Below are 26,005 nucleotides of genomic sequence, written 5' to 3'. Positions count from 1 at the left end.
GCGGTCGTCCTTGAGGATCGATACAGCGCAGGTGAACTTTCCGACAGCGAAGCGAATGGCCATGTAGCATCGGCCATTCGCCTGGCCTGGCAGACCGACTACCAGCTGTAGGCGATCTGAGCTTTCATCTCCCGGCCAGGATTGTAGTAATCCGCGGTGCCAGAACCCACCATATGCTGCTCATCGAGCAGGTTACTGATGTTGAGCTTCAGATCCGTATTCCTGAACACCTGGTAGGTGAAGGCCGCATCGAACAGCGTGGCTGAATCACTCTCCTTGGTGTTCGCAGCGTCGAAATAATATTCCCCAGTATAGCGGGCCCCGAGGCCGAAGCTCATATCCAGGTCGGCGAGTGTGTAGTAACTCCAGAGCGAGGCCGTGTGTTGCGGCGTTATGGCGAACTCCTTGCCTTCAATCACCGTGCCATCACGGAGTGGAGCGCTGCGTACGACTTCCGAATCCAGATAAGCGTAGCCACCGACCAGACTCAGGTTGTTGCTCAAGTCTGCCCTGGCTTCCAGATCAAGACCACGTACCCGGGATTCGCCCACAGTCTCCTGCTCGATCGTACCGTTAGCCTGTACCACAGCAATCGTCACGTCTTTCTTGGTGAGCTCGTACACGGCTGCCGAGAACAGCGCGTTCATGCCAGCAGGCGCATATTTCGCACCGACCTCGAATTGCTCGCCGCGCTCAGGATCAGTACCGATCGAAGGTGGTGCGATGGATTCCACAACGCTGACATAGCTGGAGATCTGCTCGTTGATCTTGTAAGTCAGTGCGCCTCGCAGTGAGGTTTCGGAGAAATCGTCGGAAGCCTTGACGCCACTGATGTTTCTGCTGGATAGATCAAGTGCATCATGACGTACGCCCGCAGTCACAATATATCGGTCGTTGAATGACAGGTTCTGTGTCAGGAAGATCGATTTAGTCGTGTAATCCTGTTCGTTGTCACTGTAGACAGCCAGTGCCGAAGGCGCGCCGCTGTAAACAGGATTCGCAATATCGATCGGCGTGGCGTCACCATAAAAGGAGCTGTCTTCGGTGGAAGCATCGCGATATTCGACGCCCACCAGCGTGCTGCTGTCGAATCGATCAAATTGCGCATCGTACTGCACGATCGCGTTGCCGATTAATTCCTGAGCTTCGCTGTCGGTGCCAAAATAGTCACGGTCGACCACGGTGCCAGTCCGCGCAGCAGAATCCGTCAGATAGATATAGCCGAAATCGTCGGTCAGTTCGCTGTAGCGAAGGTTGGTGCTCAGCAGGAATCCATTATCGAAGTCGTGGGTCAGCAACCCGGTTACGCTGGTGCGTTCGACATCGTAATAGTTGAAGTCCGGTTCACCGAAGAACTTGCTGCGGTCGTACTCGCGGTCCATCGGATAGCCACCGCTGTTAGGCGTATTGTCGTTCTTCAGGTGATCAAGAATAAGGGTGGCTGAAGTAAATACAGTCGGCTTCCAGGTCAGGCCGCCCATGACCAGCGCGCTGTCGTTCTTTGATTCATCGTACTCGCGATCGCTGTCCTGGATCTTGCCAGTGAAGCGGTAAGCTACAGTCTCATTGGCATTCAAGGCGTCGCCAACATCGAGTCCAACTTCCTTGTGATCGAACGAGCCATAGCCGAGGTACCCTTCGCCAAAAGATTCGAACTTTGGCTGCTTGCTCACGAAGTTGACCGAACCGCCCGGGTCTGCCGGACCGAACAGCGTGGAGTTGGCGCCGCGTAGCACTTCAACGCGCTCATAGGCGAAGGCGTCCTCACGAACACCGCGCATCGAGCCCAGGGTGAGGCCGTCGCGGTAGGTCGTAGCCTGGAAGCCCCGAACCTTGAAATAATCGTTGCGGTCATCAGTGCCGTAGAAATCGGTGATGATGCCAGGCGTGTATTGCAGGACCTCCTCGGTCGTACTGGCGTTGCGCTGCCGGATTTCCTTTTCGGTAATGACCGAAACAGAGGCTGGTGTGTCGAGCACACTTGTAGCGACCTTGCCACCGACCCAGAGTTCCTGCGCAACGGTCGACATCGAGTCATCGTCCGACAGCGCCTGCGTATTGACGATGATTGGCGCCAGGCGGAACACTTCCCCGCTACTGGCGTCGCCAGTCTCGTCTGCATTCGCCGTCATGGGAATGGCTGTCAGCGTGGTGCAGCATAGCAAGATGGATGTGGAACTCTGCCGCCGTGGCTTTGGCCCATTATTTTGGGCCTTACTATTCATCATAGGTACTTCCTGGACAGTGGGGGAGGTCAGACGCTCGCTCATGGAGGCCTGTTCAAAAGCAACACATTGTCTGAATATACGGTAATGAAGTCAATAATGAGAACGATAATCATTTGTGCATAGCGATAGTTCTGCTCAAGACACTAGGAACTTCAATGACAGCAAGGGATTACGTACAAATCCAAGTCACAATATGATGCATAAGTACTAGGTAATTTGGATGATCCGCTTTACCATCTGCGGAAACTCGCCTGCCCCAAGAAATTCGAAGTCTGGTATCGCAAGGAAGTTCCATACCATCGTTTTTAAAGGGAAGATCAGCTCATGTTCAACGCTTCGAATACCATCATTCCATTCGCTCGACACTGCTTGTTAACAGCCCCCTTGTTACTGGCTCCGTTCGCCCACGCCAGCTATATCATGCCGGAGCAGATCAGGATCGACATCAACTGGGTCCCGGAGCAGATCGATCTGAACTACACGCTCGACTACGGCGCCAGCGATGAGTACACAACTGTGGAGGTTCTCTTTTTCGGTGCGTTCTTCGCCACCTATGCCAGCGAACGCAGCGAGCCATGGTTTAATGTGGGCTATGTTCATCACGAGCCAGGACAGACGGCTTTTGATATGTCCGACATGCTCCGCATGTTTCTGTTTGATGAAGGGTTCGACGGGCAGACCTACAATTTCATGAATCGCGTCTCCATGGAAGACACCTACGTCTTTGCCTACGAGTCCGAAGCCTATTACATCCCTGCCAACTGTGTTCCCTATGAAGATGAGGACTGCCCGCCGATTCTCGCGGCCTACGCCTATGGCGAAACCCTGATCACGTTTTACGACAGCGGTGATGGCACTGATAACCCAGGCCCTGGGAATCCAGCTGAAGTAAGCCTGCCTGGCAGTTTGCCGTTAGCGATGATTGCTGCGCTGGGTATTTTTGGCGGGCGCGTCGGGCGAAAGTTTAAGCGCTAGCCGATTTCAGTCCGGTTGCGCGCGTTCCGCTTGGCTTTATACAGCCCTTTGTCGGCCTGCTGCAGAAGACTGATAATTGTCGCATCCGGACCGAGCGCAGCACTCAGCCCTATGCTGATGGTCACATGGAAGCTGTGAGGCGGCGATTCGATGGCTGTTTTCTCAACGAGGGCGCGTAGACGTTCGGCAAGTTGAAGGCCTTCCTCAAGTGTTGTTTCAGGCACGAGCACAGCAAATTCTTCACCGCCCAGCCGGCCAAATATATCCAGGTCACGAAGGCCCTGCCTGATGATTGATGCCACCATCAGCAGAGCCTGATCGCCTACGGCATGTCCATAGGTGTCGTTGATTTTCTTGAAGTGGTCGATATCGATCATCATGATTACAAGAGGGCGGTTGAACCGCAAGGTACGATGCAATTCCTGCGTAGCCAGTTCGAGAAAGTGGTGCCGACTGAAGGCCTGTGTGAGTGAATCCGTCGTCGCGAGGTAGGTCAGTTTTTCGTTGGCTTCATTGAGCTCGCGGGTTCTCTGGGCAACCCTGGCTTCAAGGTGGCTATAGAGTGAGGCATTCTCGAGAGAGATGGCAGTCTGTGCGGCCAGGAACTGAATGGTCTGCATGTGTTCCGGCGTGAACGCATTACTGGCCAGCGAATTCTCCAGATAAATCATCCCGAGAATCGTGCTGCGCCTGAGGATGGGGGCGCACAGCACCGATGCTGGCTGCTTGTGTTGCAGGTAGGGATCGCTGGAAAATTGGCTGCTTGGCATCGTCTCGCCCAGGATCACAGGCTCACGTGTTCGCGCGACATACTGCAGTATCGTTGTCGGTAGGCTTTGATCGCTGGAGAAATCAATCGGACGGCTCAGCTGTACCTCCACCATTTCGCCCATCACAGCTTCGGCTTCAATGGTCCATTCACACACGCCCGTAGTGTCATTCTCGTTGGCGAGTAACAAGTACCCCCGTCGGGCGCCGGCGTTTTCTATCACCACCGTCATGAGCTTCTGCAACAGTCTCTCAAACTGGATCTCACTGGAGATGGCCTGCGAGGCTTTGATGACCGACATCGAGTCAAGTGCACTCGCTGGCTGGGCATGGGAAATATCCATGAACCCCGGCAGATTCTCCTGATGCGAAACCTCCAGCTGGCGCGCGAAAGACTGGTACTGCGTTCTCAGCTGCCATAATTTCGCCTCGGCGCCCCAGAATCGGTAGAGGTGATAGGCTTTGGTCAGATACAGTTGAACAAAATCCGGTTGCTCCTGCTGCTCGAAAAACGCCGCCAGCAGTTCGTTCCCCAGGGCCTCGTCCTGCAGAAAGCCGCGTTTGCGAGCTGTATCAATCGCCGATTGATAGACTTCAATGGTGGCCAAGGAATGATCCCCGGATATCCGCGCGAGCTCTGCAGTCAACAATGCCAGCCGGTGCTCGTAATTCACTGGCGAGTGCTTGGCCCAGACCGCCATTTTATCGATACAGTTTTGTAGCTTTTCCGTCTCGCGTGATTGAGCAAGGCCTGCCAGTGCGGCGTAAAAATAGAATAGTGGTACGTAGGCAGACGAGACCACACCATCAAGGTACAGCTCGCCCTCAGTCGCAGCCTGGGCAGCGCCGGGATGGTCCCCCATCAGGTATGACAGGACCAGGCGATTGAAGTACACAATGAACAGTGCCGTCCGATCGCCAGCCTCCAGGAATATCTGCACCGATGCGTGTTCGTCGAAATAGCTGCCGGTCAGGCTCGTTGAATGATCACTATCGTTCTGCAGGTTGGCGATGGCCTGCAGGAAAATCGAGAAGTGGAGGTAGGCGGTCTGTTGTTTCAGCTGATCTATTACCGACCAGTGTTCCTTACTCACCTTTTCTATCTCAGGCAGGGTTTCACCCGCAAAAAAGGCATGTACGCCTGTCATCATGGCGGCCCAGCCCGCGAACTCGAAGTCACCGGTGGCGAGTCCACTCTGATAGCTGTCTCTGAGCACCGGCAGCGTATCGGCGATAGGCTCTTTCCAATGCTGTAGAAATGCCGCAAAGACGTAACTGCTTTTGGCTCTGAAATTTTCGGCCGACAGCTGGTCGACCAGTTTCAGGGCGAGCTTGCCGAACCGATATCCGGTTTCATAATCGCCTAGAAATCCACAACTAATGATGCCATAGGTGGCGTACGCATAAGTGGAGCCCTGTGTATTTCCATGGCGACAGGATAGTTGCACCATGATAAAGACCAGTATTGGAAATAGCTGAGGTGATGACTGGTAGCTGGCCGACAGTATCCGGTTCATGATTCGTATAGCAGCCAGATACTGAGGATCGGTCATCAGGGGCAGGTCGGCAAGCGCTTGCGGTGAGGTGGACGCCAGCAGAGCCGTCGTTTCACCCAGAGCATGCTCTATATCGCTCTGTTCGGGGTGGTCCGGCAATGCAATACCGAGTCGACGTAGGGTATCGACGGCTTCCGTGACGGCCCCGGCCGACTGGTGTTGTGCAATCAGTGCCAGGATACGGATTTCAAAGAGAGGGACCTGGTCCAGCTGGTCGGTGGTCTGCTTCAGAGCGTTATCGATGGTGGCGTGCATATCAGTGTAATCACCGTTGATATACGCCATTTCAGCGAAGCCGGTATGGAGTTGCAAGGTCAGGCTATAGTGTGCCTTCCAGCTATTTTCGGGGAGTAGCGACAGACCTCTCCTGTAATAGCGCATGGCGGGTCCGAAGGCAGCCGAAGATTTTGCGCGCTGACCGGCCTTAAATTGGATGTCCACGTAGCGCAGCCGGTCCTCCGAAGTGGTAAACAGCGTCCTCGCCAGATAGAAATGTTTGGCAACTTCGAACAAGGTGTTGCCCCTGTTCTGATAGCCCTCGTCCTGCCCAAGAGCGTTGCCAATCTGATAGTGAATGCCTGCCTTTGACGCCGATGGCAGGAGAGAGTACGCAGCCTGCTGAACCCGGTCGTGAGCAAAGCGGTAGCGTGGTAGCGCAGTGTCTGCACCAAGGGCTGCCTTCCCATTCTCGAGCTGCTGCCAATTAAGATGCGGGGTCCATTTGTAGGCGTCGTTCAAGGGAAGGAGCAGACCTGAGCGCAGCATGCTGAGCAGGGTCGCTGCGGCGTGTGGAACCCTCATCCGACTAATGGCAGCCAGCGACTCAAGGTCGAACTCGTTGCCGATACAGGCAGCCACACACAGGAGATGCTGAGCTTCTTCCGGAAATTCTCGAAGCTTGTCCACCATCAGCTCGATCACGTTGTCGGTGATGCCGGCCTGCGCAATCTGGTCGGTGTCCCAGGTCCACTGCATGGCGGCCTGCGAGAAACTCAGGAGTGACTGTTGGTACAGGCTGTGCAGAAACTGATTAATGAAATAAGGGTTGCCGAGGGTTTTCTCGACCACAAGCTGCGCCAGCGCGCCGACTGTTTCTCGTTTGCAGTGAAGTGCTTCAGCGAGCAGCGCCTCCACGTCACACTGTTCAAGCGGGTTCAGCGAGATACGAGTGACGTGCAAATCAGTACTTTCCAGCGCTCTGAACAACGCTGAAACAGGCGCCGAAGCGGTGACCTCGTCATCGCGGTAGGCCACCAGTATCTGCAGGTGATGAGTCGTCGGATCTCGCATGAGCTGCTCGATCAGCTTCAGGGACGAAAGATCGGCCCACTGAACGTCGTCAAGGAAGATCACGAGTGGGTGGTCGGTATTGCAGAAGACCTTGACGAAAGCCTGGAAGGTGACCGTGAATCGGTTGCGGTTTTCGGCCGCGGATAAAGCCGGGACAACTGTCGGTGTGCCTATAATCCAAGCCAGCTCTGGAATGACATCTGCCACAACTCCCGCGTTAGGCCCCACGGCCTCAAGCAAACGAGTTCTCCATTCGGCGATCTGCTCGTCGCTCTTGGCAAGCAGCATCTGAATCAGCGCTCTGAAAGCCTGGACGAGTGACGCGTATGGGGCGCCCTTGTCCAGCTGATCGAACTTGCCTTCAACGAAAAAGCCCCGCTGTGCCACGATAGGTTTCAGCAGCTCCCGGACCAGTGAAGATTTACCAATGCCAGCCGGCCCCGTGACGCTTACCAGGCTTTTCTGGCCCTCAAGCATGGTGTCGAAAGCGCTTAACAGCGTTCCGAGTGCTGCTTCGCGTCCGTAAAGCTGTTGCGGCAGATGCAGAGTGTCAGCGATGTCGTGAGTCGCGATGTCAAAAGCAACTATCTCGCCCCTGGTTCGAAGCTGATCATGGCAGGCCTGAAGATCGTGACGCAGGCCTGAGAGGCTCGCATAACGGTTTTCGGCTGTCTTGGCGATAAGCTTCAGTACGATATCGGACAGCACAGCAGGTATGGCGGGATTGATTATGTGGGGCGGTGAAGCGGTCCTGGCGATGTGCCAGTGAACCCATTCCAGCGGATCATTGGATGCCAATGGCAGTTGTCCGGTCAACAACTCATAGAAGGTCATGCCGAGCGCATAGTAGTCCGAGCGATAATCAATCGCGCGGTTCATGCGGCCGGTCTGCTCCGGGGCAAGATAGGCAAGCGTGCCTACCAGCTGAGCCGGACTGTCGACCCGGCTGCGTTCCTGTGTCAACTCAGTAGAGAGCCCGAAATCGATCAACTTCACTTGCTTTGTCGCTGAATTCCAGACGATGTTCGAAGGATTGATGTCCTTGTGAATAACCCCTTTCTGGTGAACGGCCATCAAGGCATCAACGATCGAAAGCGCAAGCGGCAGAAATTCTGCCAGGGGCACTGCGATGCCGGACCAGTGTCTGTCCAGCGATAGACCTCCGATGTCCTCAAGCACCATGACCATGGTGTTCTCGTGGCGGAAAAGCTCCTGAGCCCCGATCACGCCGGTGCCCTGTAGGGCCTGGGTCTGTGCGAATTCGTGCCTGAAACGGGCCAGCTGTTCTGGCGTCGGAAAGTCTACATTCAGCTGTTTCAGAATAACCGTGGGACTATCTTCAGGTGCGTCTTTGTAATAACCGCGATAAACGACGGAGTGAGGGCTGCGGTACAGTTCATCGGTACCTACGATAGCGGCGGACTGAAAAGAGACAACTTCGTGCATAGGCTAGCTTTCTAATTATTATATGTGTCTACAGTTTACACGCTCGCCAGCATTTACACCTGTGCAATCGCTTTTCTCGGGGATATTGATGAGAGTAAGACTCGCGCCGTACATCGCAGAGATCGATCCTCAAAGCGCCAGGGCAGTGAGCTGCTGCTGGTCAACTATCCTGACACCGGGGAGCGCTCTGAACCAAAAGGCTTCACCATCAGGATGAGCTTCGGGAGGAGCGTGAGCGAAGCCACCATGGCGACGATCATTGCAAAGCCAGTGAACAGGCCGAAGTAGATCGTCGGGATGAAGTTGGAGAGCACCAGTATCGAAAAGCCCATGACGATCGTCAGCGAGGTATAGAACATGGCCCGGCCTATGCTCTGGTGACTGCGATGCATGGCCGCCAGGTAGTTCTGGTCGCGATCGAACTCCACCCCGAACCTGTGGATGTAGTGGATGGTGTCATCTACAGCAATACCGACGACGATAGCGGCCACAGTGATGGTCATCATGTCCAGCGGTATGTTCAACCAGCCCATCAGCCCCAGCATGCTCGCCGGGGCAAGGAGGTTCGGCGCGATGCCGATGAGTGCCAGCTTGAAGGACCGGAAAATGATCAGGAACATGGCGGCAATGGCGAGAAAGACGATGCCCAAGGTCTTGATCTGCGAATCGAACAGGCTCTGGAGCATATTGTTGTACATGACCGTCATCCCGGTGAGGGTAAATTCATCCCTTTCATAGCCCAACTCGGTGGTCATGTGATGCTCTATCTGCTTGAGCAGTTCGTCCCGCCTGAGCGTCGGTGAAGAGTCACGCAGGCGAACGGTCAATCTCGCCTGGTCATGTGTTTCCGAAATATAGGGATCAAGCAGAGTGGAAGCCAGGTCCTCAGGGAGTACTTTCGGCACGAAGGCAAGTTGTACGGCATCGAGTGACCGGTCCTCATTGATGGTTTTCAGCAGACGCAGTGTTGTCACGATCGAGAGTGTCTTACCTGTCTCCTGAAGGCCATCAAGGTAGTTGTGCACCGCCTCGAGCCGGCTCATCTTGTCTGGCGTGAACCAGGTGTCGCGCCATTCATCACCCGCCTCGCACTCATCGAGGAAGGGGTCGCACTCAAGCGCTGCGGCATCGCCGTCACTACCCTCCGGTGCCGGTTCGTCATTGATCACGAGATCAAGCGGCGCAGTGCCGCCAAGGGCTCTATCTATGGTGATCATGCCCTGGTGGATTTCGGTATCGGACTTGAAGTAATCGATAAAGCTGTTTTCCACCGACAGCCGGGTGATGCCCACCACAAACAGCACGTCGAGCAGCACGCTGCCCCAGAGCACGAAACCGCCATAGCGTTCGGTCAGGCTGGCAAAGATGCGCGTGAAAGCGCGGTCTGAATCGGCAGGCAGGTTACTCAGAGGTGGCGGCATCAGCACCAGCAGGGCCGGGAACACCACGAAAGCGACGAAGAATGCGACAGCCATGCCCATGGTCATCATCCAGCCGAAATCGATCACCGGGCGTATGCCGCTGAAGGTCAGGGAGCCGAAGGCGACAATTGTGGTGACTGTCATGTAAAAACAGGGCCTGACCATGGCGCTGGCAGTGGCCATCATGACCTGACGCTCGTCGAACGCCGGGTTGGCGTGCTGATACTCCCGATAGCGTACGATCAAGTGAATGGTCAGCGACAAGGTCATGATGAGTAGCAGCGAGATATAGTTCGAGGAGATGACGGTGACTGGCCAGTTCACCCAGCTCAGGCAGCCCGTCACGAGCCAGACGGTGAACAGGCAGCACATCAGCGGCACCGCGACCCACTGCCACTGCCGGAAGATCAGCGCCAGTGTCAGTATCATGAACAGTAGAACGCCAAGGCCGAAGGTGGAGAGATCGCTTTCAATGAAATCGATCATATCGGCTACGATCATCGGGATGCCGCCCAGATGCAGTTCGGCAGAATCGCGATACTGCTGCAGAATCGAACGTACCTCGGCGATCGTGCGATCCTGCCGTTCGGTCAGCTGTGCCTTGAGGTCGATAAATTCGTTCTCGAGCCGATCCAGCTCACGTTCTTTTTCAGCCGAAAGCCCCCCGGCATTGGCCTGATCCCGTAAGTCGTTTCTGGCATAGAGCAGCTCATAGTAGCGCTCGGGCGTCGGAAGATTGAGCTGAATGGCCGTGGACCGGCCGTCCTCGCTGATCAACAGATCAGGGTACAGGGGGTTGTTGAGCAGTGCTGCCCGGGCTGTATCCAGCGGTACCTCGTGCTCGTCCAGCGTACGCAGCTCCGAATCCACGTTGTCCAGAGTGAGTTCTGGACTGTAGAGCAGGGGCACACTGAGGATACTGTTTGTCGAGCCTACGGCCTCCAGCGCGGCCAGTTCGTCGCGCAGTGACCTCAGCCTGGCAATTGCCTCGCTGGTGAAGAGATCGCCGGCAGGGGAGTAAGTGACGACAAGAAAATCTTCAGAGTTGTCGAAGCGGCGGCTGGTTTCGCGAAACTGCTCCAGCGCCTGGTCATCTTCCAGCGTGAGCGACTCGGCGGATGCATCAAGCCGGAACTGGTCGAGCCTGAGGCTGGCAACAAGGAGTAGCAGCGCGAATAGCACAAGAACCCGTGCGGGATGGGCCAGTACAATGCGTTCATAAACCGAAGCGAGGGTAGCCATTTATTGTTTTGCTCAACCGATGCAGAAAGGCGACAGTCTGCCATAGATTGGCTTGCGCATATAACAGGTCAGGTGCATCGAGCAACCACCGGAGGGACTGATGAACACAAGATTCGCGCGACCTGGCCGCCCGCTGCCTGAAGACGTCAAGGCAAAACTCGCGCCGTACATTGCAGAGATCGACCTGCAAAGCGCCAGAACGCACATCGGCATACCCTGGTATGTTTATGGCAATCCCTGCGCCTTCACCTTCGGTCATCACATCTACTTCGCGCCTGGGCGATATGACCCTTATTCCGCAAGCGGCATTGCACTGATCGCTCACGAGCTGAAGCACGTGCAACAGTTCAGAGAGGACGGCCGGGCGGGCATGTCTGCGAACTACCTTTACCAGTATGCGAAAGGCAGAATTCGGCGGAAGGGGCATTACGCGGCGTATCTCGATATTGCCTACGAACGAGCTGCCAGATCCTTACAGGCCCGCGTGGCGTCTGATCTCATCAGCTAGAGCCTTTGTTTCTATCACTTTGCCAATGAGCCGAATATAACCCATAATCGGCTCATATTCTGATTCGAATAAGCGGGGTATTCGGCTCATGTTTATCTGGGAGCTCAAAGACTGGCCCGCTTTCGAGTGGGACGAGGCAGTGCTTCGTCCGAAGCTTGCCGATCTGCGCCTGTTGCAGGGCCGGCTATTGGGCCAGACAGACGCCGCATCAGCTCAGGCGGATCTCGAAGTGGAGATGGAGGCGCTGATTCAGAATGCCATCCGCACCAGTGAAATTGAAGGTGAGCACCTGGACGTAGGGTCCGTCCGCTCTTCCGTTGCTCGTCAGCTGGGGCTGGAACGAGCCGGCATGTCGAGCCGAACTACGCCGGAGTCGGAGGCCCTGGTAGCGCTTTTGCTTCAGGCGACTCATCAGCCCGACGCGCTCATCTCCATCGAGCAGCTCTGTCAGTGGCAATCAATGCTATTCCCGGAAGGCAGCGGTCGCTTATCCAAGGTGGGGGTGGGCGAGCTGCGTGGTGCTCAAACAATGCAGGTGGTGTCAGGGCGGCTGGATCGACCAACAATCCATTTTGAGGCGCCGCCAACGCTTAAGCTGGAAGCAGAGCTGGAGGCCTTCGTCGACTGGTTCAACAGTCCGCCAGCCGGCATGGACCCGCTCTTGCGGGCGGGTGTGGCGCATCTCTGGCTCATCACCATACATCCCTTTGATGATGGCAACGGTCGTCTGATACGTGCCGTCACCGATCGGGCACTGGCACAGGCGGAGCGACAGTCGGTCCGGTTCTATTCGCTCAGTGCCGCCATCATGGACCGCCGCAGCGGCTACTACGACCTTCTTGAGCAGACACAGCGCGGGGGGCTCGAGATCACGCCCTGGCTGAAGTGGTTTCTGGACACACTTGAACACGCACTGCAGCAGGCACTCCACCGGCTGGAGCGGGTGCTAAACAAAGCGCGGTTCTGGCAAGTGCACGGCGGCAAGGTACTGAACGAACGACAGGTCAAGGTGCTGAACCGCTTACTGGATACAGCCGGGGAAGAATTTGAGCATGGTATCAATACGCGAAAGTATCAGGCTCTAACGAAGGTCAGTAAGGCCACAGCGACTCGAGACCTGGTTGAGCTGCAGTCGCTGGGGTGCTTGCACCGTTTGCCGGGTGGTGGGCGGAGTACGCGTTACGCGCTTGGAACCGGAATCTCAGACGCAGAGTACCCCTAACGGAACATCCTCCCGTTATAGAGCGTTTCGCTGCTGGAGATCAGCGAAAGATGCTTTATGTCGGGATGAAGTGCGTTGATCAGGGCGATCCGGTCGTGCAGCGATGGTGATGCTGCGCTGGGGAGGATCAGCACAAGCGCATGACCCGCAGTGATCCAGGCGTCACCGATTGCCTGAGTTGTCTGAGGGTAGGGGAAGGCGCGCCAACTTTCAGGCAGCTTATCGTGGGCAAGCTCATCGACGTTTACAACGCTGGTGTCGAGGGTGTACGTCCCAAGCTTGAAGGATGGCGGAATCATCCTCGGTGAAGAGATGTAGTTGGCGATCTCAAGCAGCGCGACACTGGCTGCGAGGGCCATATACATCACCGGATGCCCCGCAGAGTTCCAACGTCCACCACTCTCGAAACTTCCACCGCGACCAGAATAGTTTTCCAGATAGCGTTCAGGCGCGATTCTGTACAGTTCCATCAGCTGAAATCGCCGGTCTCGATGTGTCTCAGGACTCCGGTGACCCAACGCCGTCCCTCGAAAGTGTCGAACAGGTCTATAGGCCGTTCGCCATCAAGCGCAGGCACCGGTGAGGACAGCCACTGCTTCGCTGCCGATTTGCTGCCCCAAACACTGGTCGCTTCAAGAATCAAACGGAAAGCATCCAGCAGTTCTTCTGATGCCTCGCGTCCGAGCGATTTCTTGCTGTAGAAACGATGAAGATTTGGCGCCGTGGTATTGAGAATTCGTACGAACAAATCGCGATCGCCAAAATCGTCCACAGCCGCTTTGACCGTGCAACCCGGAAGACCTTGTCGAACCGCCTCAATGTAAGACTTGGGACTAGTAAAGATCGAGGCTGACAAACCGTAAATAGCGGACCCGTCGTTATTGGCTAGCATATGACCATCCTGCGTTTGCATCAGAGTGATGATTGTAGCACATCACTCTGATGCCAGGAAGGTTGCTGATCTTGGAGCTGATTTCCCAGGCGTCCTCATCGTCGACCCGATGAAACCTGACGAGGTGCCTGATGTCGTGCTCAGCCGCCGTAGCACGCCAGCACCGCCATGGGATCATCTTTCTTCATGGCCTGAAACTTCCTGAAAAAATCCTTGTCGACTCGCTGCTCGCGTTTTGTCGCCTTGCTGTCTCGGTAGCGGGTCAGCTTGCCTGGGCCTGCGTTATAGGCGCTATAGCTGGCTCGTGCGAGGTTTTCAGGATTCTTGGTGATCGTGTGTTCACCTTTGCGGATGGCGAGATCATTCAGATAGTGCATCAGGATTTCCGAGCCGGCCATGGCGTTGTAGACGAGGTCCCACTTCAGGGCGTTCACATCGTAGAAGCCGCGCCACACCCTGGGGTTCACCTGCATGATGCCCACCGAGCCTGAAGGGGAGGTCAGGGGTAAACGCTTACCACCCTTGTTCACGAACTGGCGCCAGCAGCTCTCCTGCCAGGCCGTGGCGAGCATCGCATGACGGAACATCGGCTGATAGCTCTGATCGAGCGGCTTTTTTACCAGCGTCGCATTGGCAGCATGATTGAGTGCCTTATGTGCGAGCGGTAGATATTCAGGCATATCCTTGTGCTGCGGAATCCAGATATTGAGACGGTTTGTAAGCTCTGGATCGAAAGCGGCAGGAACATCGGCGGCGTAGGCTGGCGAGAAGAGCCAGTTCAGAAAATTGATTTCGATCGGGGCGTCGGGAAGGGGCGGCGGCTCGCCAAAATTGAAGGACTTGCGCAGCTCCGGATCGACTTCCTCCTCATAATCTAGCGGATCGAGCTGATCAGTTGGCGCCACCATCCGCGCCAATCGGCGAAGGCCATTTAGCGAGACTTCAATATTGGTAGACCCCTCAAGCTCGTCCAGCGCTTTCAGGGCATCACCCGCCGCAATGAAGCTCAGGTAGTGCAGGCTCGATGCCGGGTTGTTCTGCTCCAGATCGATTCTTTGAACGATGGGTCCGAGCCGTCGCCAGGTGTGCAGGAAGATGCCTCGCACCGGATCGCTGTGGCTTGAGTCGCCCTGCTCGGTCTCAACAAGCGCCTCGTTCAGCCGATAACGCGCGTCGAGCAGAAGGTCCAGTAATTCGTCCTGAAGCTCAGGTGAGCCGGCCTGGGCTGCCAGATTCTTTGTGACATAGGTAAAGAAGCCGTCCCAGGCGTCGAGCTGCTGGTGCCACTGCGCCAGCTCCTCGGCAGTCAGCACAGCAACCGGTGCCTCCGAAGCGTCCGGGAGGCTGTCTGGCAACGCCACATCGGCCATCAGCATGGCCTTCACTGCATCGTCGCCAGCAGTGACTTCGCTGAGGCGAAGAGATTCAATCAGCGCCAAACTAGACTGGGCCGACTGCGGCCGGGTCAGCAGGCTAAGAAACTGTTTCAGGTCCTGGAAGGGCCGATTGAGGTCGACGCGAAGGTTTTCAAGGCGAGGGTGAACCTGATTCTTGATGATGGTCCAGAGCTGGTTCGGCATATTTTCGGCTTGCCCATTATCATTCAGGAGTTGCGTGTCAACGATGCGCGCCTCGATTCGATTCTGTCCTTCCGGCAGCACCAATTCATGGATCGTCTCCAGATGTCCGCTCCAGCTCAATACGCTGATGCAGCTACCGCCCAGCGCAGCACCCACTTGAGCGCGGCCTTTCGAGATGACCCGAAGCCTGCCCTCAAAGCCATCCACCACAGGGTCAGTCAGTGTGAGGTAGTTACAACCGGTCCCATCGCTCCACGGCCGCAGCGAATTGTCGGTGCCAGTGAAAACCTGCTGGACTAGCAGCTGTTGGATGTGACGGTAATCAACATTGATAGGGACCGTGACCGGGCGCACTTCGGCAAACAGCGGCGCGCTGAAGGACAGCAGTGCAGAAAGAAGGGTCAGAATCCGGATGGTTGGTAGCATTGCGAATCCAGGTGGAGGGATAGGTGAGAGCATAGCAAAGCTACAGAAGATTTGACCTGAAACTGGCCTGGCTGCCAGCACCTTCGTGTACGATCAGGAATCGTTTTGTGGTGCGGTAAGAAGAAACATAAAGATTGCTTTGACGCGTTATAAGCAAAAAATATGTTGCTTATAGTTTCAAAAGCAACTCATACGGTGACTTCATGCGGGCCCTCCTAGCTGAGATCAAGCGCCGACGAAAAGCTCTTGGTCTCTGACGAAGCGCACCCGAGGAGGAATAGCTGAGATAAGCGATCAGCTCGTCCCAGCTTTTTTGCCCTCTGTTCGGCGGCAGACAGTCATTACGATTGCTGCAGATAGCGCTTTAAGCCCGGCTTCTCGATATTGTAGCGGCCTTTGGGCGATTGGCTGATCAGGCCAGCCTCGGAGAGGCGCCTGATGGCCCGCTGGATATTCGGTTGAACGCCTTTCAGCTTCGTCTCCCGATCGACCCGAGCCATGATGCTTTGTGAAAATGGGTTTGCGCCCTCACAAAGCGCCTGGAAAATAAGCCTGTCGATCGGTTTCAGTCGACTGGCAACGCCTTCAAAATCTTCAGCAGCTTCCATCAACAGAAGAACATGATCGAGCGCTTCGTTCGTCGTGGCCTTGAAGGTGATCATTCGGGCGATGAGCTTCATCATCCAGTACGGCGATTGATCGAGGTCTGAAAATGCCTTCATCAAAGGCTGAATTGCGACGGCCATACCATGGTCATTAGCCAGTTTGGCTCTTAGAAAGTGTATGAATTGTTCATCAAGATCGGGGAAATCATGCTGCTCCACGAAATGGTAAAACGGCGATTTTGATTCGTTCAGTAAGAGATTCAAGTAGTGTCTGGAAGAGCCAGTGAAGATGCTTTTCACGCGCCCCTGTCGCCTGTCGAGCATAGTCCGTAGGGCGTGGGCAAGCGGATCGAACTGACTGGTGGTTGCAAGGTGTTGAACCTCATCGATCAGAAGCAAGATCGTGGACTTGCCAGCCTTTTCTTCCAGTGCACTGAGCAGCTGGTCAAGCTCCGCAAGTTCAGCACTGGTAGGCTTGCTGGGGCTGTTGGAAAACTCGACTTCCATCTTGCCCAGCAGCTCGTTGCTGATTGTGGTTTTCGTGACCCTGGCCTTGAGCAGTCGGCTGAATGTCGCTTTCTTATCAAGAGCAGCGATAGCTTCCTTCAGGGCCAAGGCGAGGCCTTCATGAGGTGCATTGATGTTTTGCCACAGACTTGCGTAAACAGGAATGTAGTGGCTTTTCTGTGCCAAGGGGGCAAGGTCCTGAAGGATAAACAGCGTTTTCCCCCTACGCCGAGGGGCAGTGATAGCGAGGCTCGATGTGATGCCAAGCTCAAGCAGTCCGAGGTACTGCCGAGTCAAATCGTTGCGGGGATAGTGCCACTCTCTCATGGGAACCCTTCAAGATTATGCATGGTTATCTGCTTAATAGATAATTATGCATGTTACAGGTAACTGTGCGTAATTCAAGTTGGCCAGGATGACGTCCTATGCGGGAGGCGGCCTTGACGACGCCATACTCCCCGCATAAATCGGGAGCGCTCTCCCAGCCCAGTAGTGTGGGATGTAACTCACCTCAGGTGTCGCATTAAGAAACATAAATATTGCTTTAACTCGTCACTAGCAACTAAAATGTTGCTTATAGTTTTAAAAGCAACTTATATGGTGACCTCATGCGAGCCCTTCTAGCTGCGATCAAGCGCCGACGAGAAGCTCTGGGTCTCCGCCAGGCGGATATGTATCTTCGGGTGGGTATTTCTCGACAGCAGTATCAGCGTCTTGAGAGCCAGGGCAACCCACGGCTGGATACACTTGAGCTCATTGCCAAGGGATTGAATAGTTCAGTGTTGCTCATACCTGACGAGCATCTTGATGCAGTACGAGCAGTACTCGAAAAAAGGGCGCGCGAAACGAGCCAGGTTGCTGAGGCAACACCGTCTCTCGCAGACGACCCTTGGCAGGGGTTATTGGGAGACGACACGTGAGGCGCAGCGGCGGTCAGCGAGTTCGAGTCCACAAGGTCACTCTGCACGACACACTTGTCGGATACCTGACCGGCGGTGAGGGTGGGCGCAACACTCTGAGCTTCTCCGACCAGTTCAAATCAGCGCCTGACCGTCCCACATTGAGCCTGACAACACATCCTCGTTTCCCTCACGCAGATAAAGTCATGGCGGAACCCTGGGTAAGGCACCAACGCCTCCATCCCGTCTTGTCCAATCTTCTGCCCGAAGGCGCATTGAGAGAATTCCTCGCACGGGTTCTCAAGATTCATATCGACGATGAGTTCAGGATGCTGTCGCATCTCGGTCGCGATCTGCCAGGCGCTATCATCGTTGAGCCTATGGCGCCTGATGAGGTGCCTGATGCTGTACTTCGGGACAGCGAACACGTCGTGGGTTTCGAAGACTTATCGACTGTCGGTGGATTCTCGCTAGCCGGTGTGCAGATGAAGTTTTCGATGAAGGCGCGCGAAGGTCGATTCAACATGTCGCCAGGGGATGGACCAGGGGAATGGATAGTCAAAACGCCTTCCACCAGACACGATGACGTGCCGGCCAATGAATTTACCGCCATGACCCTGGCAGCCGTGATTGGTGTCGATATTCCGGAGATCCGGATGGTGCCCGTCGATACGCTGGACTCACTTCCCGCAATAAAGTTGTCCGATGAGCAGAACGCGTTCGCGATCAAGCGTTTTGACAGAAGGGGTAATCAGCGCGTGCACATGGAGGATTTTGCACAGGTCCTCGTGAAATATCCTCATGAAAAGTACGGCTCCGCCAGTTATGAGCAGATCGGCAAAATCATCTATCGATATTCCGGAGATGGGCTTGCCGATGTACAGCAGTTTGCGCGACGGCTGCTTGCCAATATTCTGCTGGCGAACGGAGACGCCCACATCAAGAACTGGAGCCTGTTGTACCCTGATCGGTTCACGCCGCGACTGTCCCCCGCTTACGATATTCTGACGACCTGCGTGTATATCGATGGCGAAAAACACTTTGCGCTGAACCTGGGGAAGACCAAGGCCTGGCATGAGGTCTCGTTTGCTCATTTCGAGCACTGGGCAAGAAAAGCGGATGTGCCCTGGCGAGCTATCAAGCCCCACCTTGATGATGCCGTTGAAAAGGCAAGGGCGCTATGGCCAGAGGCACTAGAACATCTGCCGATGAATCGGCTTCATAAGAAAGCGCTAACAGCGCACTGGGGCAGGTTGCACCCTGACTTTGTAATCGACGCGTGATGGGCATCGACGGTCGTGCGGGAATGGCGTGACCTCTGATCTCCTCAGTAAGCGGCGCGTTGCAATTTTTCCTGAATAGCTTCGCTTATAAACGCATTCAAGCTTTTGTCGCCAGCGGCCTGCACAGCTTGCCGATGAAGTTCGGGACCAATGCGGACATTGAAGGAGCCTTTCAGTGGCGTATCTGCTTTTTTGCCAAGTTTGGCGCAATCGGCCAGATATTCCTCTACCGACGTCCTGAACTCCGCTTCGAGAGAGGTGACATCCACAGCTTCGTAGTTCACCAGATCGCGGATGAACATAAGCTTGCCAAATAAGCAGTGATCCTCCTGGCTATATTCCACAGAGCCAAGATAGCCCTTGTATTCCATGAAACTCATATCAAGCCCTCCGCTTTGAGCGTTTGCTGAATCTGCTTGACTGCATAGGCTTTCACCTCGTTGCCTGGGTGCGGCTTATGCAGTTTGATAATCAAGTCGCCTTTGACGAAGCGAACCCGAGAACCTGAACCCTGTTCCATTTCGAAGCCTATGGAACCGAGCATTGCTACCAAATCGTTCCAGACAAACACGCCTCTGGTTGTTTTAAATTTGGCTATGAGTTTCTCTGATTTGCTCATGAAATCCTTTGCGTCAAATTGTTCATCCATTGCAACTAACTTTAGTACGTCGAAACTACTGATGCAACTAAATTCGGTTGCTTCTCCAGGGGCAGCTGAGAGCATAGCAAAGCTCTGCACGGAAAGTTGTGTCGGTGGATTCGCGTCGCACAGGGTGAACGCCATCAACACCGTCCTGGCCGACACGTTCTGCGTCTTGTCACGTACACACCCCCAACTTGATGCACACTCACACTATTGCCCATCATCACCAACCCATGAGGAGCCCCAATGACAACGCCACGTCACCGGGAAACGCCCACCACTGTAGCGACCCTCGACGATCTCGCACAGTTGGCAGACTATTCACTCATGGACACGCTCAACAGCGATCCTGAGGGGAAAGCAAGCGGCGTTGACCACGCGCCAAGACAGGTCTATTCGGGCCACTATGTGCCGGTCAGGCCCACGCCAATCGAACACCCAGAATACGTCGCGCACGGAAAAAATCTGTTTCACGAACTGGGTTTCGCCGACAGCCTGGCGCAGTCAGACGACTTCGTGCGTATGTTCTCCGGCGACTTGTCCCGGGTTCCGGAGCCTCTGCGCAAGGTCGGGTGGGCGAGTGGCTACGCACTGTCTATCTACGGTACCGAGTTCTACCAGCAATGCCCCTTCCAGACCGGTAACGGCTACGGCGACGGTCGCGCAATTTCCGTGTTTGAAGGCGTCATCAACGGACAACGCTGGGAAATGCAGTTGAAAGGGGCAGGGCGAACACCCTACTGCCGCGGCGGGGACGGCCGGGCCGTTCTGCGGTCCAGTGTGCGGGAGTTCCTGGCCCAGGAGCATATGCATGCGCTCGGCGTGCCCACGTCACGGTCCCTGAGCCTGTACGTGTCGCTTACCGAGAAGGTCCGGCGCCCGTGGTACTCGGAGGGCTCGCGCTCAGAAGATCCGGATGTGATGGTGTCCGATCCCGTTGCCATCTCTACCCGTGTCGCGCCCTCGTTCATTCGGGTAGGCCAGCTCGAGCTCTTTGGTCGCCGCGCCCGCAAGCAGGAGCACCCGCAGGCGATGGAAGAGCTCGAGAAGCTTGTCCTGCACCTGATCGATCGTGAGTACGGTGACGCCATCGACCAGTCACTGCCGACCGCCGAAAAAGTGGTGGTGCTTGCAGGTGAGTTCCGCAACCGACTGACGTCGCTTATAGCGAACTGGATCCGTGTGGGCTACTGCCAGGGTAACTTCAACAGCGACAATTGTGCGGCGGGCGGCTTTACCCTCGACTATGGACCCTTCGGATTCTGCGATGTGTTTGATCCGCAGTTCCAACCATGGACCGGTGGCGGGCATCACTTCGCGTTCCTCAATCAGCCAGCAGCGGCAGAACGCAACTTTGGCTCGTTTTGTTCGGCGGTTCGACCGTTGTTGGCCGGGCATCCAGAGTGTCTGCGGCAGCTCGAGGAAATTCAAAGTGATTTCCCGAAGGTGATGCAAGCGCAAATGGAGCAGATGTGGGCGGCCAAACTCGGACTTGACGCCTTTGATACGGATTTGTTCCGCGAGCTGGCAACGCTGATGGTGGAAACGGCCGTTGATTACACCATGTTCTTCCGGGAGCTGTCGTACTTGCCCGACGACATTGGGCCCCTCGAGAAGAGCTTCTACAGGGGGCCAGCCTGTGCTTCAGACTCCGAAGGGCTGGACCAGCGCTGGTCAGCGTGGCTCGCAAAATGGAAGTCGCGCACTCGACCTGGCACGCGTGAGCAGCTGTCCAGTCAGATGAAGCTGATCAACCCGAAGTACAGCTTGAGGGAGTGGTTCGTTGTGCCTGCCTATCAGCAAGCGGCGGCGGGTAATTACGCTTTGCTGCGAGAACTGCAGGCGGTGATGACGCAGCCATACGCTGAGCAATCGGAAGACGTAGAGAAGAAATACTACAGGCTGAAGCCATCGGAGCTTTTTGAGCTTGGTGGGTCGTCTCACTATAGCTGTTCGTCGTGAGGGGCGGTCGTCTCAAGACGCCCGCTCTAGTGATACATGTTGGATGCGCAGCTGTTGAATGTGACGATAATCAACAGTGATAGGGGCCGTGATCGAGCCTACTCCGGCAAGCACAATTGAGCTGTAGGACAGCCGTACAGCAAGAAGGGTGAGTATCCGGACGGTCAGTAGCATTGCGAACCCGCCTGCAGGGATAGGTGAGAGTGTAGCAAAAAATGTGCAGCGGCGACCGTTTCTCAAGTCTGTCGCTAGGCCCAATACGCAAGCAGAAGCTGGTAGTACAAGAAGAGCCGAGCCAAAAGCTGACCAGAGCGGGAACACTAGTGTGCGGAAAGGTCTGGCTCATTACGCTCGACAACAGCGCCAGCGATGAGGACACGAACACCCCCGGTAACTTCGAAAGCGTGTAACTATACCGAGACCGGGGGCAGAGCTGTGATCGCTATTGCGCAGCCCGACAGTCGTCCTAAGCCTATCGATCAAGTCGTACACGAAGCCGCCGCGCTCGCTCGCGGAAGGCGGCTTCACCGCCCTCAAGGATATTGCAGACTGCCTTGCGGATTTCTGCGTTCTCCAATCCGCCCGCTGTGTAGCGGATCGGCGGCAGGCCGCCTGACGGGTGCGGACCGGCTTCGGCCACGATGATTTGATCCGCGTCAGTGTTGATTACAAGATTGGCATTGTGCGTCACCATGATCACCTGCCGCTTTGCCTTCGCGGCGATGAAGAGTGCGACCAACTCGTCGAAAACAGACTTCGGATCGAGGTTTTCCTCGGGCTGGTCGATGATCAGAGGCCGATCATCTGAATCATCTAGCGCTAGATAGAGCAGCAGCAGGACAATCCCCCGCGTGCCGGGCGACAGCTTACGAATATCGACGCCGTCGTAAGTGATCTCGTACCGGACTGTGATGTGGTCGGTGCCGAAAAGCCAGTGCGCGAACTGATTCAACCAAGCACGAAATTCGGCATGTTGCGTCGGTGCATAAGGCGCATGGGACAGCAGGTCGCTGAGATATTTCACCATGAAGGCTGTCATGGAGGCTTGAACCTCGGCCGCAGAACCCATTTCCCACGCGGGTTTCAGCGCCTCGGTCGCAGCGGCGATGAGAGAATCGCGGCCGTAGAAGGGTCCAGTTTTGCGCCGGTCAAGAAGTTCCTCCTCGGCAAACGTGCCCCATTTTTGGACGTCGGCTATTCTCCGAACCGAAAAGCTGAGCTTTCTGAGCGTGCCTGATGACGCTGCAAGCCTCGCCATCAGTGGCGTGTAGAGGCCCGCCAGCGCGTCCTGCTCATTAATGATCGCCTCAAAGACGCGGCCGTAGGCGTCATCGCGCTCGGCTTGAAGGCCTTTACGCCGCGCCGCCGCGCCTTTCGCGTCGGTGAGTCGGGTGTCTAAGGTCTGAAGCGCTGAATTCTCTTGCGCAATGCGACCGGTCAGTGCCTTATATTGCTCGCGGACGATTTTGTCGGCGCTTAAAACTGCTTCGAGCCGACTCATTTCAGCCGCAATATGCGCGAGCGGAAGTTTCGAGACATCAGCGTTGTCGGAGATCAGGGCAATGCTCGGATCGTTGGGCGGTGGCGGAACGCCGTTGAGCTTGCGGACCTCGCCATCTGCCCACTCGATGTAGGCCGCTAAGCTTTTGTCAACGTCGCCCTTAAAGATAAGTAGGAAGTCGTCCCACTGCTGTGCGTTCAAGCCGCTGTTGCTATGTCGCGTCTGGGCTTGGCGGAGCATCTCCGGGGCCCCCGTTGTGCGCATGCTGCGAGCCTCGTCCTGCAGGGCGACGAATGTGCGGCGCTGATTCCCGAAGGCCTGGATCTGGTTGCGAAGCTTCTGCGCGGCTTCGCTGAGTTGGGTGTGCCGGGCCACTTGTACTTCAGTGCCCTTGACAACAAGCTTCGCCCGATCAGCCGTATATCCCGCGATAAGCTTCTTCTTTTGCCCAACCTGAGAGGTAAGGCTGGCGACGAGGCTTTCCTTTTCGAGTTCGGTAGCGATGCGGTTCGAGATATCGGAGATCGCCTCCGATTCGCGCTCGCGCGCCTGCTGGAACCGTGATATTTGCTGGTCGCGCAGCTCGGCAAAATCGAGCGCCCATTCGCGATCTTCCTGCGAATGGGATTCAAAAATCACGCGCTCGATCTCGTCGACCAACCCATCAGAGACACCTTTCGCCGAGCAAAGCTCCTCGACGAACTGTTGGGAGAGATACCGGGCACGCGGAAATGACGTGTGGCCGTTGGCGTCGCGACCATCGAGTGATCGCGTAGTCGTAGCGCCTCCGCCCCAGCTCAATGTCGTTGTCGCGTCGCCGATGAGTCTACGCGCCCGAGCGAGGAAGGACGGGCTGATGTTCTCGTCTGCATCCCAGCCAGCGGGTGTGATCGCGTCGCAGCCGGCGGCAATTACGTCGGCCAAGGCCGTCTTTCCCGATCCTCGCGCGCCGATGATTGTGACTAGGCCGGGGTTGAGGGGGATGTCAGGGGTGCTTGCCCAATCTCCATTGTCGATTCTGACGTGCGAGATGACCTGCGATGGCATGGCCGAACGCGGCGGCTGATCCCCGACATACGCGCGGCCTTCTGGGTCGATGCAAGCCTGACGGAGCGCATCGAATTCTAGGGAGCCCTTGACCCACGAGAAGCGATCGCCAACGGGCTGGCCCACAGATTTCTGGTCATGGGAGTCGCTGCCGTGGAGACAGGGTTTGCACCCGTCATACCGAGCGCGCAGGCCCTCAGTCGTCAAGTCGCGCTGGCCGATCCAGAATTCGCGTTGCGCCGGACTGCTCGAGAAAATGATGTGGGAGAACTTCTCGATCTCTTGGCGGACGGTGGCGTCGGCGGCCTGGCGGATGCCTGACGTACCATCTCCAGCGCCGCCAGCGACAGCAATCAGGATGTTTTTCTTCGCCCATTCGCTTTCGTCGATGACTTTGCGCAATTCGTCGAAGTTAACTTTGAATTGCGTTGCACCGTGTCGAAGTGCCGCGCCGTCGTCGGTGATTGTTGAGTTTGAGCGCTTGCCCAACTTGATCAGTTCCTCGCGGGTGCAGTCGAAGCGGTCGTTGAATGCGCGAAACTGTAGGCGCTTGAGGATGCGCTTCACCTCGGACAGGTGGTCGGGATCTTCAGGGCTGACTAGCAAGTGGATGTTCACAAAGCCAGACTTCGCAGCCACATCGAGGCGCAGTTCGATGTTCGGGAAGAGCAGCATAACGCCGGGCAACCGCCCGGCCGCCTTATGCTTGATGAACTCCTCGTAGGTATCGGTGACGTAATAGTCGGTGACGGCGATCGCTTCGATTGCCGGCGTCAGACCTTCCAAGGTGGTAAGGTAGGCACTCCAAGGATCGGTGGCACCGAACTGATTATTGAGGATGGTGCCGGGGGCATGGATATGTGGCTCCCATCTGTGCCATTCCGAACCGCGACTGATCATACGCACACCTTCAGATTATTTGATTCGATCGTGTCCACTGGCATTCTCATCCTTTTATGGACCTAACGCTTTGCTTTTCGGCTTGTCGAAGCGCCAGCGCAGGTGGGTCCGACAACAGCGACATGTGAGGGGATCCGTATTCGGAGATCCGACACGGAAATCAAAACTGTCTCTAAAGGCATGCCTTGGACGTGGGATACAACGACCTCTACCTCAGACGTTCTCGTGAGAAACTCGTTAAAATATTCGACGTACCATTCTAGCTTCGACGCGACTTTCGGATCATCGGGTGCATCTTTGATCAGCGTCTCTATGGTGCTCTTTTCATTGAGAAGCATCTCGTATGCATTCGCTCCACACATGTTCTGAGCCACTTTATTCGTGGATAAGGCTAGACAGTCTATGTATGAGACTGTCTCATTTTCATTTCGAATAAGCTCGTGTTTGACCAGAGCAGTGAGAGTGTTTTCTCCAAGCTCTTCAATGAACTCCTCAAATTTCTTGCAAACCACAAGTCTGGGATAGTTTGCGATCTTACTCTCGAGATAATAAGCGTTGTTCATAGCTGGCCCGAATATCAGTTCATCAGTATGGACAAGCGACCCACATGTAATGCCGCCGCGAATCAGGAGCTTGAACGGACTGGTGTGAACTAGAAGCTTCGTTAGAAAATAGCGAAAATCTGTTAGCCCCTCAGAATCTGCGGAGCATGAAAACACAATCGAGTCAGAAAAAGTGGTGATTCGAACCCTCCTCGGACCTGCTGCGGCTTTCGTTGACTCATAGAATTCATCCATCTCTTTTTTTGCTGTCGGCGAGAGATAGGCATAATTTGAATGAGCAAAAAAACTCTCGGGGGAACCGTAAACGTCGTCAACGCTGTTTATTTTTTCTAGAACACTCTTTATCAGATCAAATTTTGCCGAAGAATCTTCACTATCTAATACGAGCTGGCCAAATCCGAGGATGTCGATAAAACCGATGATTCTTCTTTCATACGTCACGTAAAAGCCCACCTTCTCACAACATTATATTAAGGGGGAAGTTCATCGCGAGGCGAGTTTGGCACGCGTTTACGAATCCCACTAGTGTCCCGTCTGGTTA

Annotated in this window: 17 protein-coding genes; 6 read left to right on the top strand and 11 right to left on the bottom strand. The window is 55.5% G+C overall.

Going from position 1 to position 26,005, the window contains the following annotated elements:
* Window positions 1–98: 98 nt before the first annotated feature.
* Window positions 99–2,228, bottom strand: a complete 2,130-nt coding sequence (locus ABD735_RS16710) for a TonB-dependent siderophore receptor (RefSeq protein WP_344808568.1) — start codon at window positions 2,226–2,228, stop codon at window positions 99–101.
* 324 nt (window positions 2,229–2,552) lie between these two features.
* Between ABD735_RS16710 and ABD735_RS16705 the strand changes: the two genes are divergently transcribed.
* A complete protein-coding gene (locus tag ABD735_RS16705) occupies window positions 2,553–3,203 on the top strand; it encodes a hypothetical protein (protein WP_344808566.1) in 651 nt (216 codons plus the stop codon).
* Here ABD735_RS16705 and ABD735_RS16700 read toward each other — a convergent pair.
* Together ABD735_RS16700 and ABD735_RS16695 are read right to left on the bottom strand one after the other, a co-directional pair.
* Window positions 3,200–8,263 carry a diguanylate cyclase gene (locus tag ABD735_RS16700; RefSeq protein WP_344808564.1) on the bottom strand — a complete coding sequence of 1,688 codons (5,064 nt, stop codon included), beginning with the start codon at window positions 8,261–8,263 and terminating at the stop codon, window positions 3,200–3,202. The two genes, ABD735_RS16705 and ABD735_RS16700, sit on opposite strands and share 4 nt — an antisense overlap.
* A 164-nt stretch (window positions 8,264–8,427) precedes the next feature.
* Entirely contained in the window at window positions 8,428–10,926 is a 2,499-nt protein-coding gene (locus ABD735_RS16695) for an efflux RND transporter permease subunit (RefSeq protein ID WP_344808562.1), read from the bottom strand.
* A 100-nt stretch (window positions 10,927–11,026) separates the two neighbouring features.
* On the opposite strand from ABD735_RS16695, the gene ABD735_RS16690 reads away from it, so the two are divergent.
* Entirely contained in the window at window positions 11,027–11,434 is a 408-nt protein-coding gene (locus tag ABD735_RS16690; RefSeq protein ID WP_344808560.1) for an eCIS core domain-containing protein, read from the top strand.
* A gap of 88 nt (window positions 11,435–11,522) precedes the next feature.
* Window positions 11,523–12,656, top strand: a complete 1,134-nt coding sequence (locus ABD735_RS16685; protein WP_344808558.1) for a DUF4172 domain-containing protein — start codon at window positions 11,523–11,525, stop codon at window positions 12,654–12,656.
* On the opposite strand, the gene ABD735_RS16680 is transcribed toward ABD735_RS16685, so the two are convergent.
* The 4 genes from ABD735_RS16680 to ABD735_RS16665 all read right to left on the bottom strand — a co-directional run bounded on the left by ABD735_RS16680 (window position 12,653) and on the right by ABD735_RS16665 (window position 16,852).
* The gene (locus ABD735_RS16680) at window positions 12,653–13,126 is read right to left on the bottom strand and encodes an RES family NAD+ phosphorylase (RefSeq protein ID WP_344808556.1); all 474 of its coding nucleotides are present in this window, start codon (window positions 13,124–13,126) and stop codon (window positions 12,653–12,655) included. The genes ABD735_RS16685 and ABD735_RS16680 overlap by 4 nt on opposite strands.
* Window positions 13,126–13,548, bottom strand: a complete 423-nt coding sequence (locus tag ABD735_RS16675) for an antitoxin Xre/MbcA/ParS toxin-binding domain-containing protein (protein WP_344808554.1) — start codon at window positions 13,546–13,548, stop codon at window positions 13,126–13,128. Before ABD735_RS16675 ends, ABD735_RS16680 begins: the two co-directional genes overlap by 1 nt.
* Window positions 13,549–13,688: 140 nt before the next feature.
* Window positions 13,689–15,554: a lytic transglycosylase domain-containing protein gene (locus ABD735_RS16670; protein ID WP_344808552.1), complete on the bottom strand. Its 1,866-nt coding sequence runs from the start codon at window positions 15,552–15,554 to the stop codon at window positions 13,689–13,691.
* Window positions 15,555–15,895: 341 nt separating this feature from the next.
* Window positions 15,896–16,852, bottom strand: a complete 957-nt coding sequence (locus ABD735_RS16665) for an ATP-binding protein (protein ID WP_344808550.1) — start codon at window positions 16,850–16,852, stop codon at window positions 15,896–15,898.
* Between the two features lie 422 nt (window positions 16,853–17,274).
* On the opposite strand from ABD735_RS16665, the gene ABD735_RS16660 reads away from it, so the two are divergent.
* The gene (locus ABD735_RS16660; RefSeq protein WP_344808548.1) at window positions 17,275–17,586 is read left to right on the top strand and encodes a helix-turn-helix transcriptional regulator; all 312 of its coding nucleotides are present in this window, start codon (window positions 17,275–17,277) and stop codon (window positions 17,584–17,586) included.
* A complete protein-coding gene (locus ABD735_RS16655) occupies window positions 17,583–18,848 on the top strand; it encodes a type II toxin-antitoxin system HipA family toxin (protein ID WP_344808546.1) in 1,266 nt (421 codons plus the stop codon). Before ABD735_RS16660 ends, ABD735_RS16655 begins: the two co-directional genes overlap by 4 nt.
* A 44-nt stretch (window positions 18,849–18,892) precedes the next feature.
* Here the strand turns inward: ABD735_RS16655 and ABD735_RS16650 are convergent, their stop codons facing one another.
* Window positions 18,893–19,228 carry a type II toxin-antitoxin system HicB family antitoxin gene (locus tag ABD735_RS16650; protein ID WP_344808544.1) on the bottom strand — a complete coding sequence of 112 codons (336 nt, stop codon included), beginning with the start codon at window positions 19,226–19,228 and terminating at the stop codon, window positions 18,893–18,895.
* Window positions 19,225–19,632: a type II toxin-antitoxin system HicA family toxin gene (locus tag ABD735_RS16645; RefSeq protein WP_344808542.1), complete on the bottom strand. Its 408-nt coding sequence runs from the start codon at window positions 19,630–19,632 to the stop codon at window positions 19,225–19,227. The genes ABD735_RS16650 and ABD735_RS16645 overlap by 4 nt, the downstream gene beginning before the upstream one ends.
* A gap of 105 nt (window positions 19,633–19,737) precedes the next feature.
* On the opposite strand from ABD735_RS16645, the gene ABD735_RS16640 reads away from it, so the two are divergent.
* Complete coding sequence (locus tag ABD735_RS16640; protein ID WP_344808540.1) at window positions 19,738–21,453, top strand: protein adenylyltransferase SelO; 1,716 nt, start codon at window positions 19,738–19,740, stop codon at window positions 21,451–21,453.
* Window positions 21,454–21,925: 472 nt separating this feature from the next.
* Here the strand turns inward: ABD735_RS16640 and ABD735_RS16635 are convergent, their stop codons facing one another.
* Window positions 21,926–24,901: a TrlF family AAA-like ATPase gene (locus ABD735_RS16635; RefSeq protein WP_344808538.1), complete on the bottom strand. Its 2,976-nt coding sequence runs from the start codon at window positions 24,899–24,901 to the stop codon at window positions 21,926–21,928.
* Between the two features lie 62 nt (window positions 24,902–24,963).
* Window positions 24,964–25,905: a hypothetical protein gene (locus ABD735_RS16630; protein WP_344808536.1), complete on the bottom strand. Its 942-nt coding sequence runs from the start codon at window positions 25,903–25,905 to the stop codon at window positions 24,964–24,966.
* Window positions 25,906–26,005 lie beyond the last annotated feature (100 nt).

Origin of the sequence: Allohahella marinimesophila, assembly GCF_039538005.1 — a bacterium.
Classification (GTDB): Bacteria; Pseudomonadota; Gammaproteobacteria; order Pseudomonadales; family Oleiphilaceae; genus Allohahella; species Allohahella marinimesophila.
Note: the sequence above shows the minus strand (reverse complement) of the source record. Positions and strands in the feature narration are given on the sequence as shown.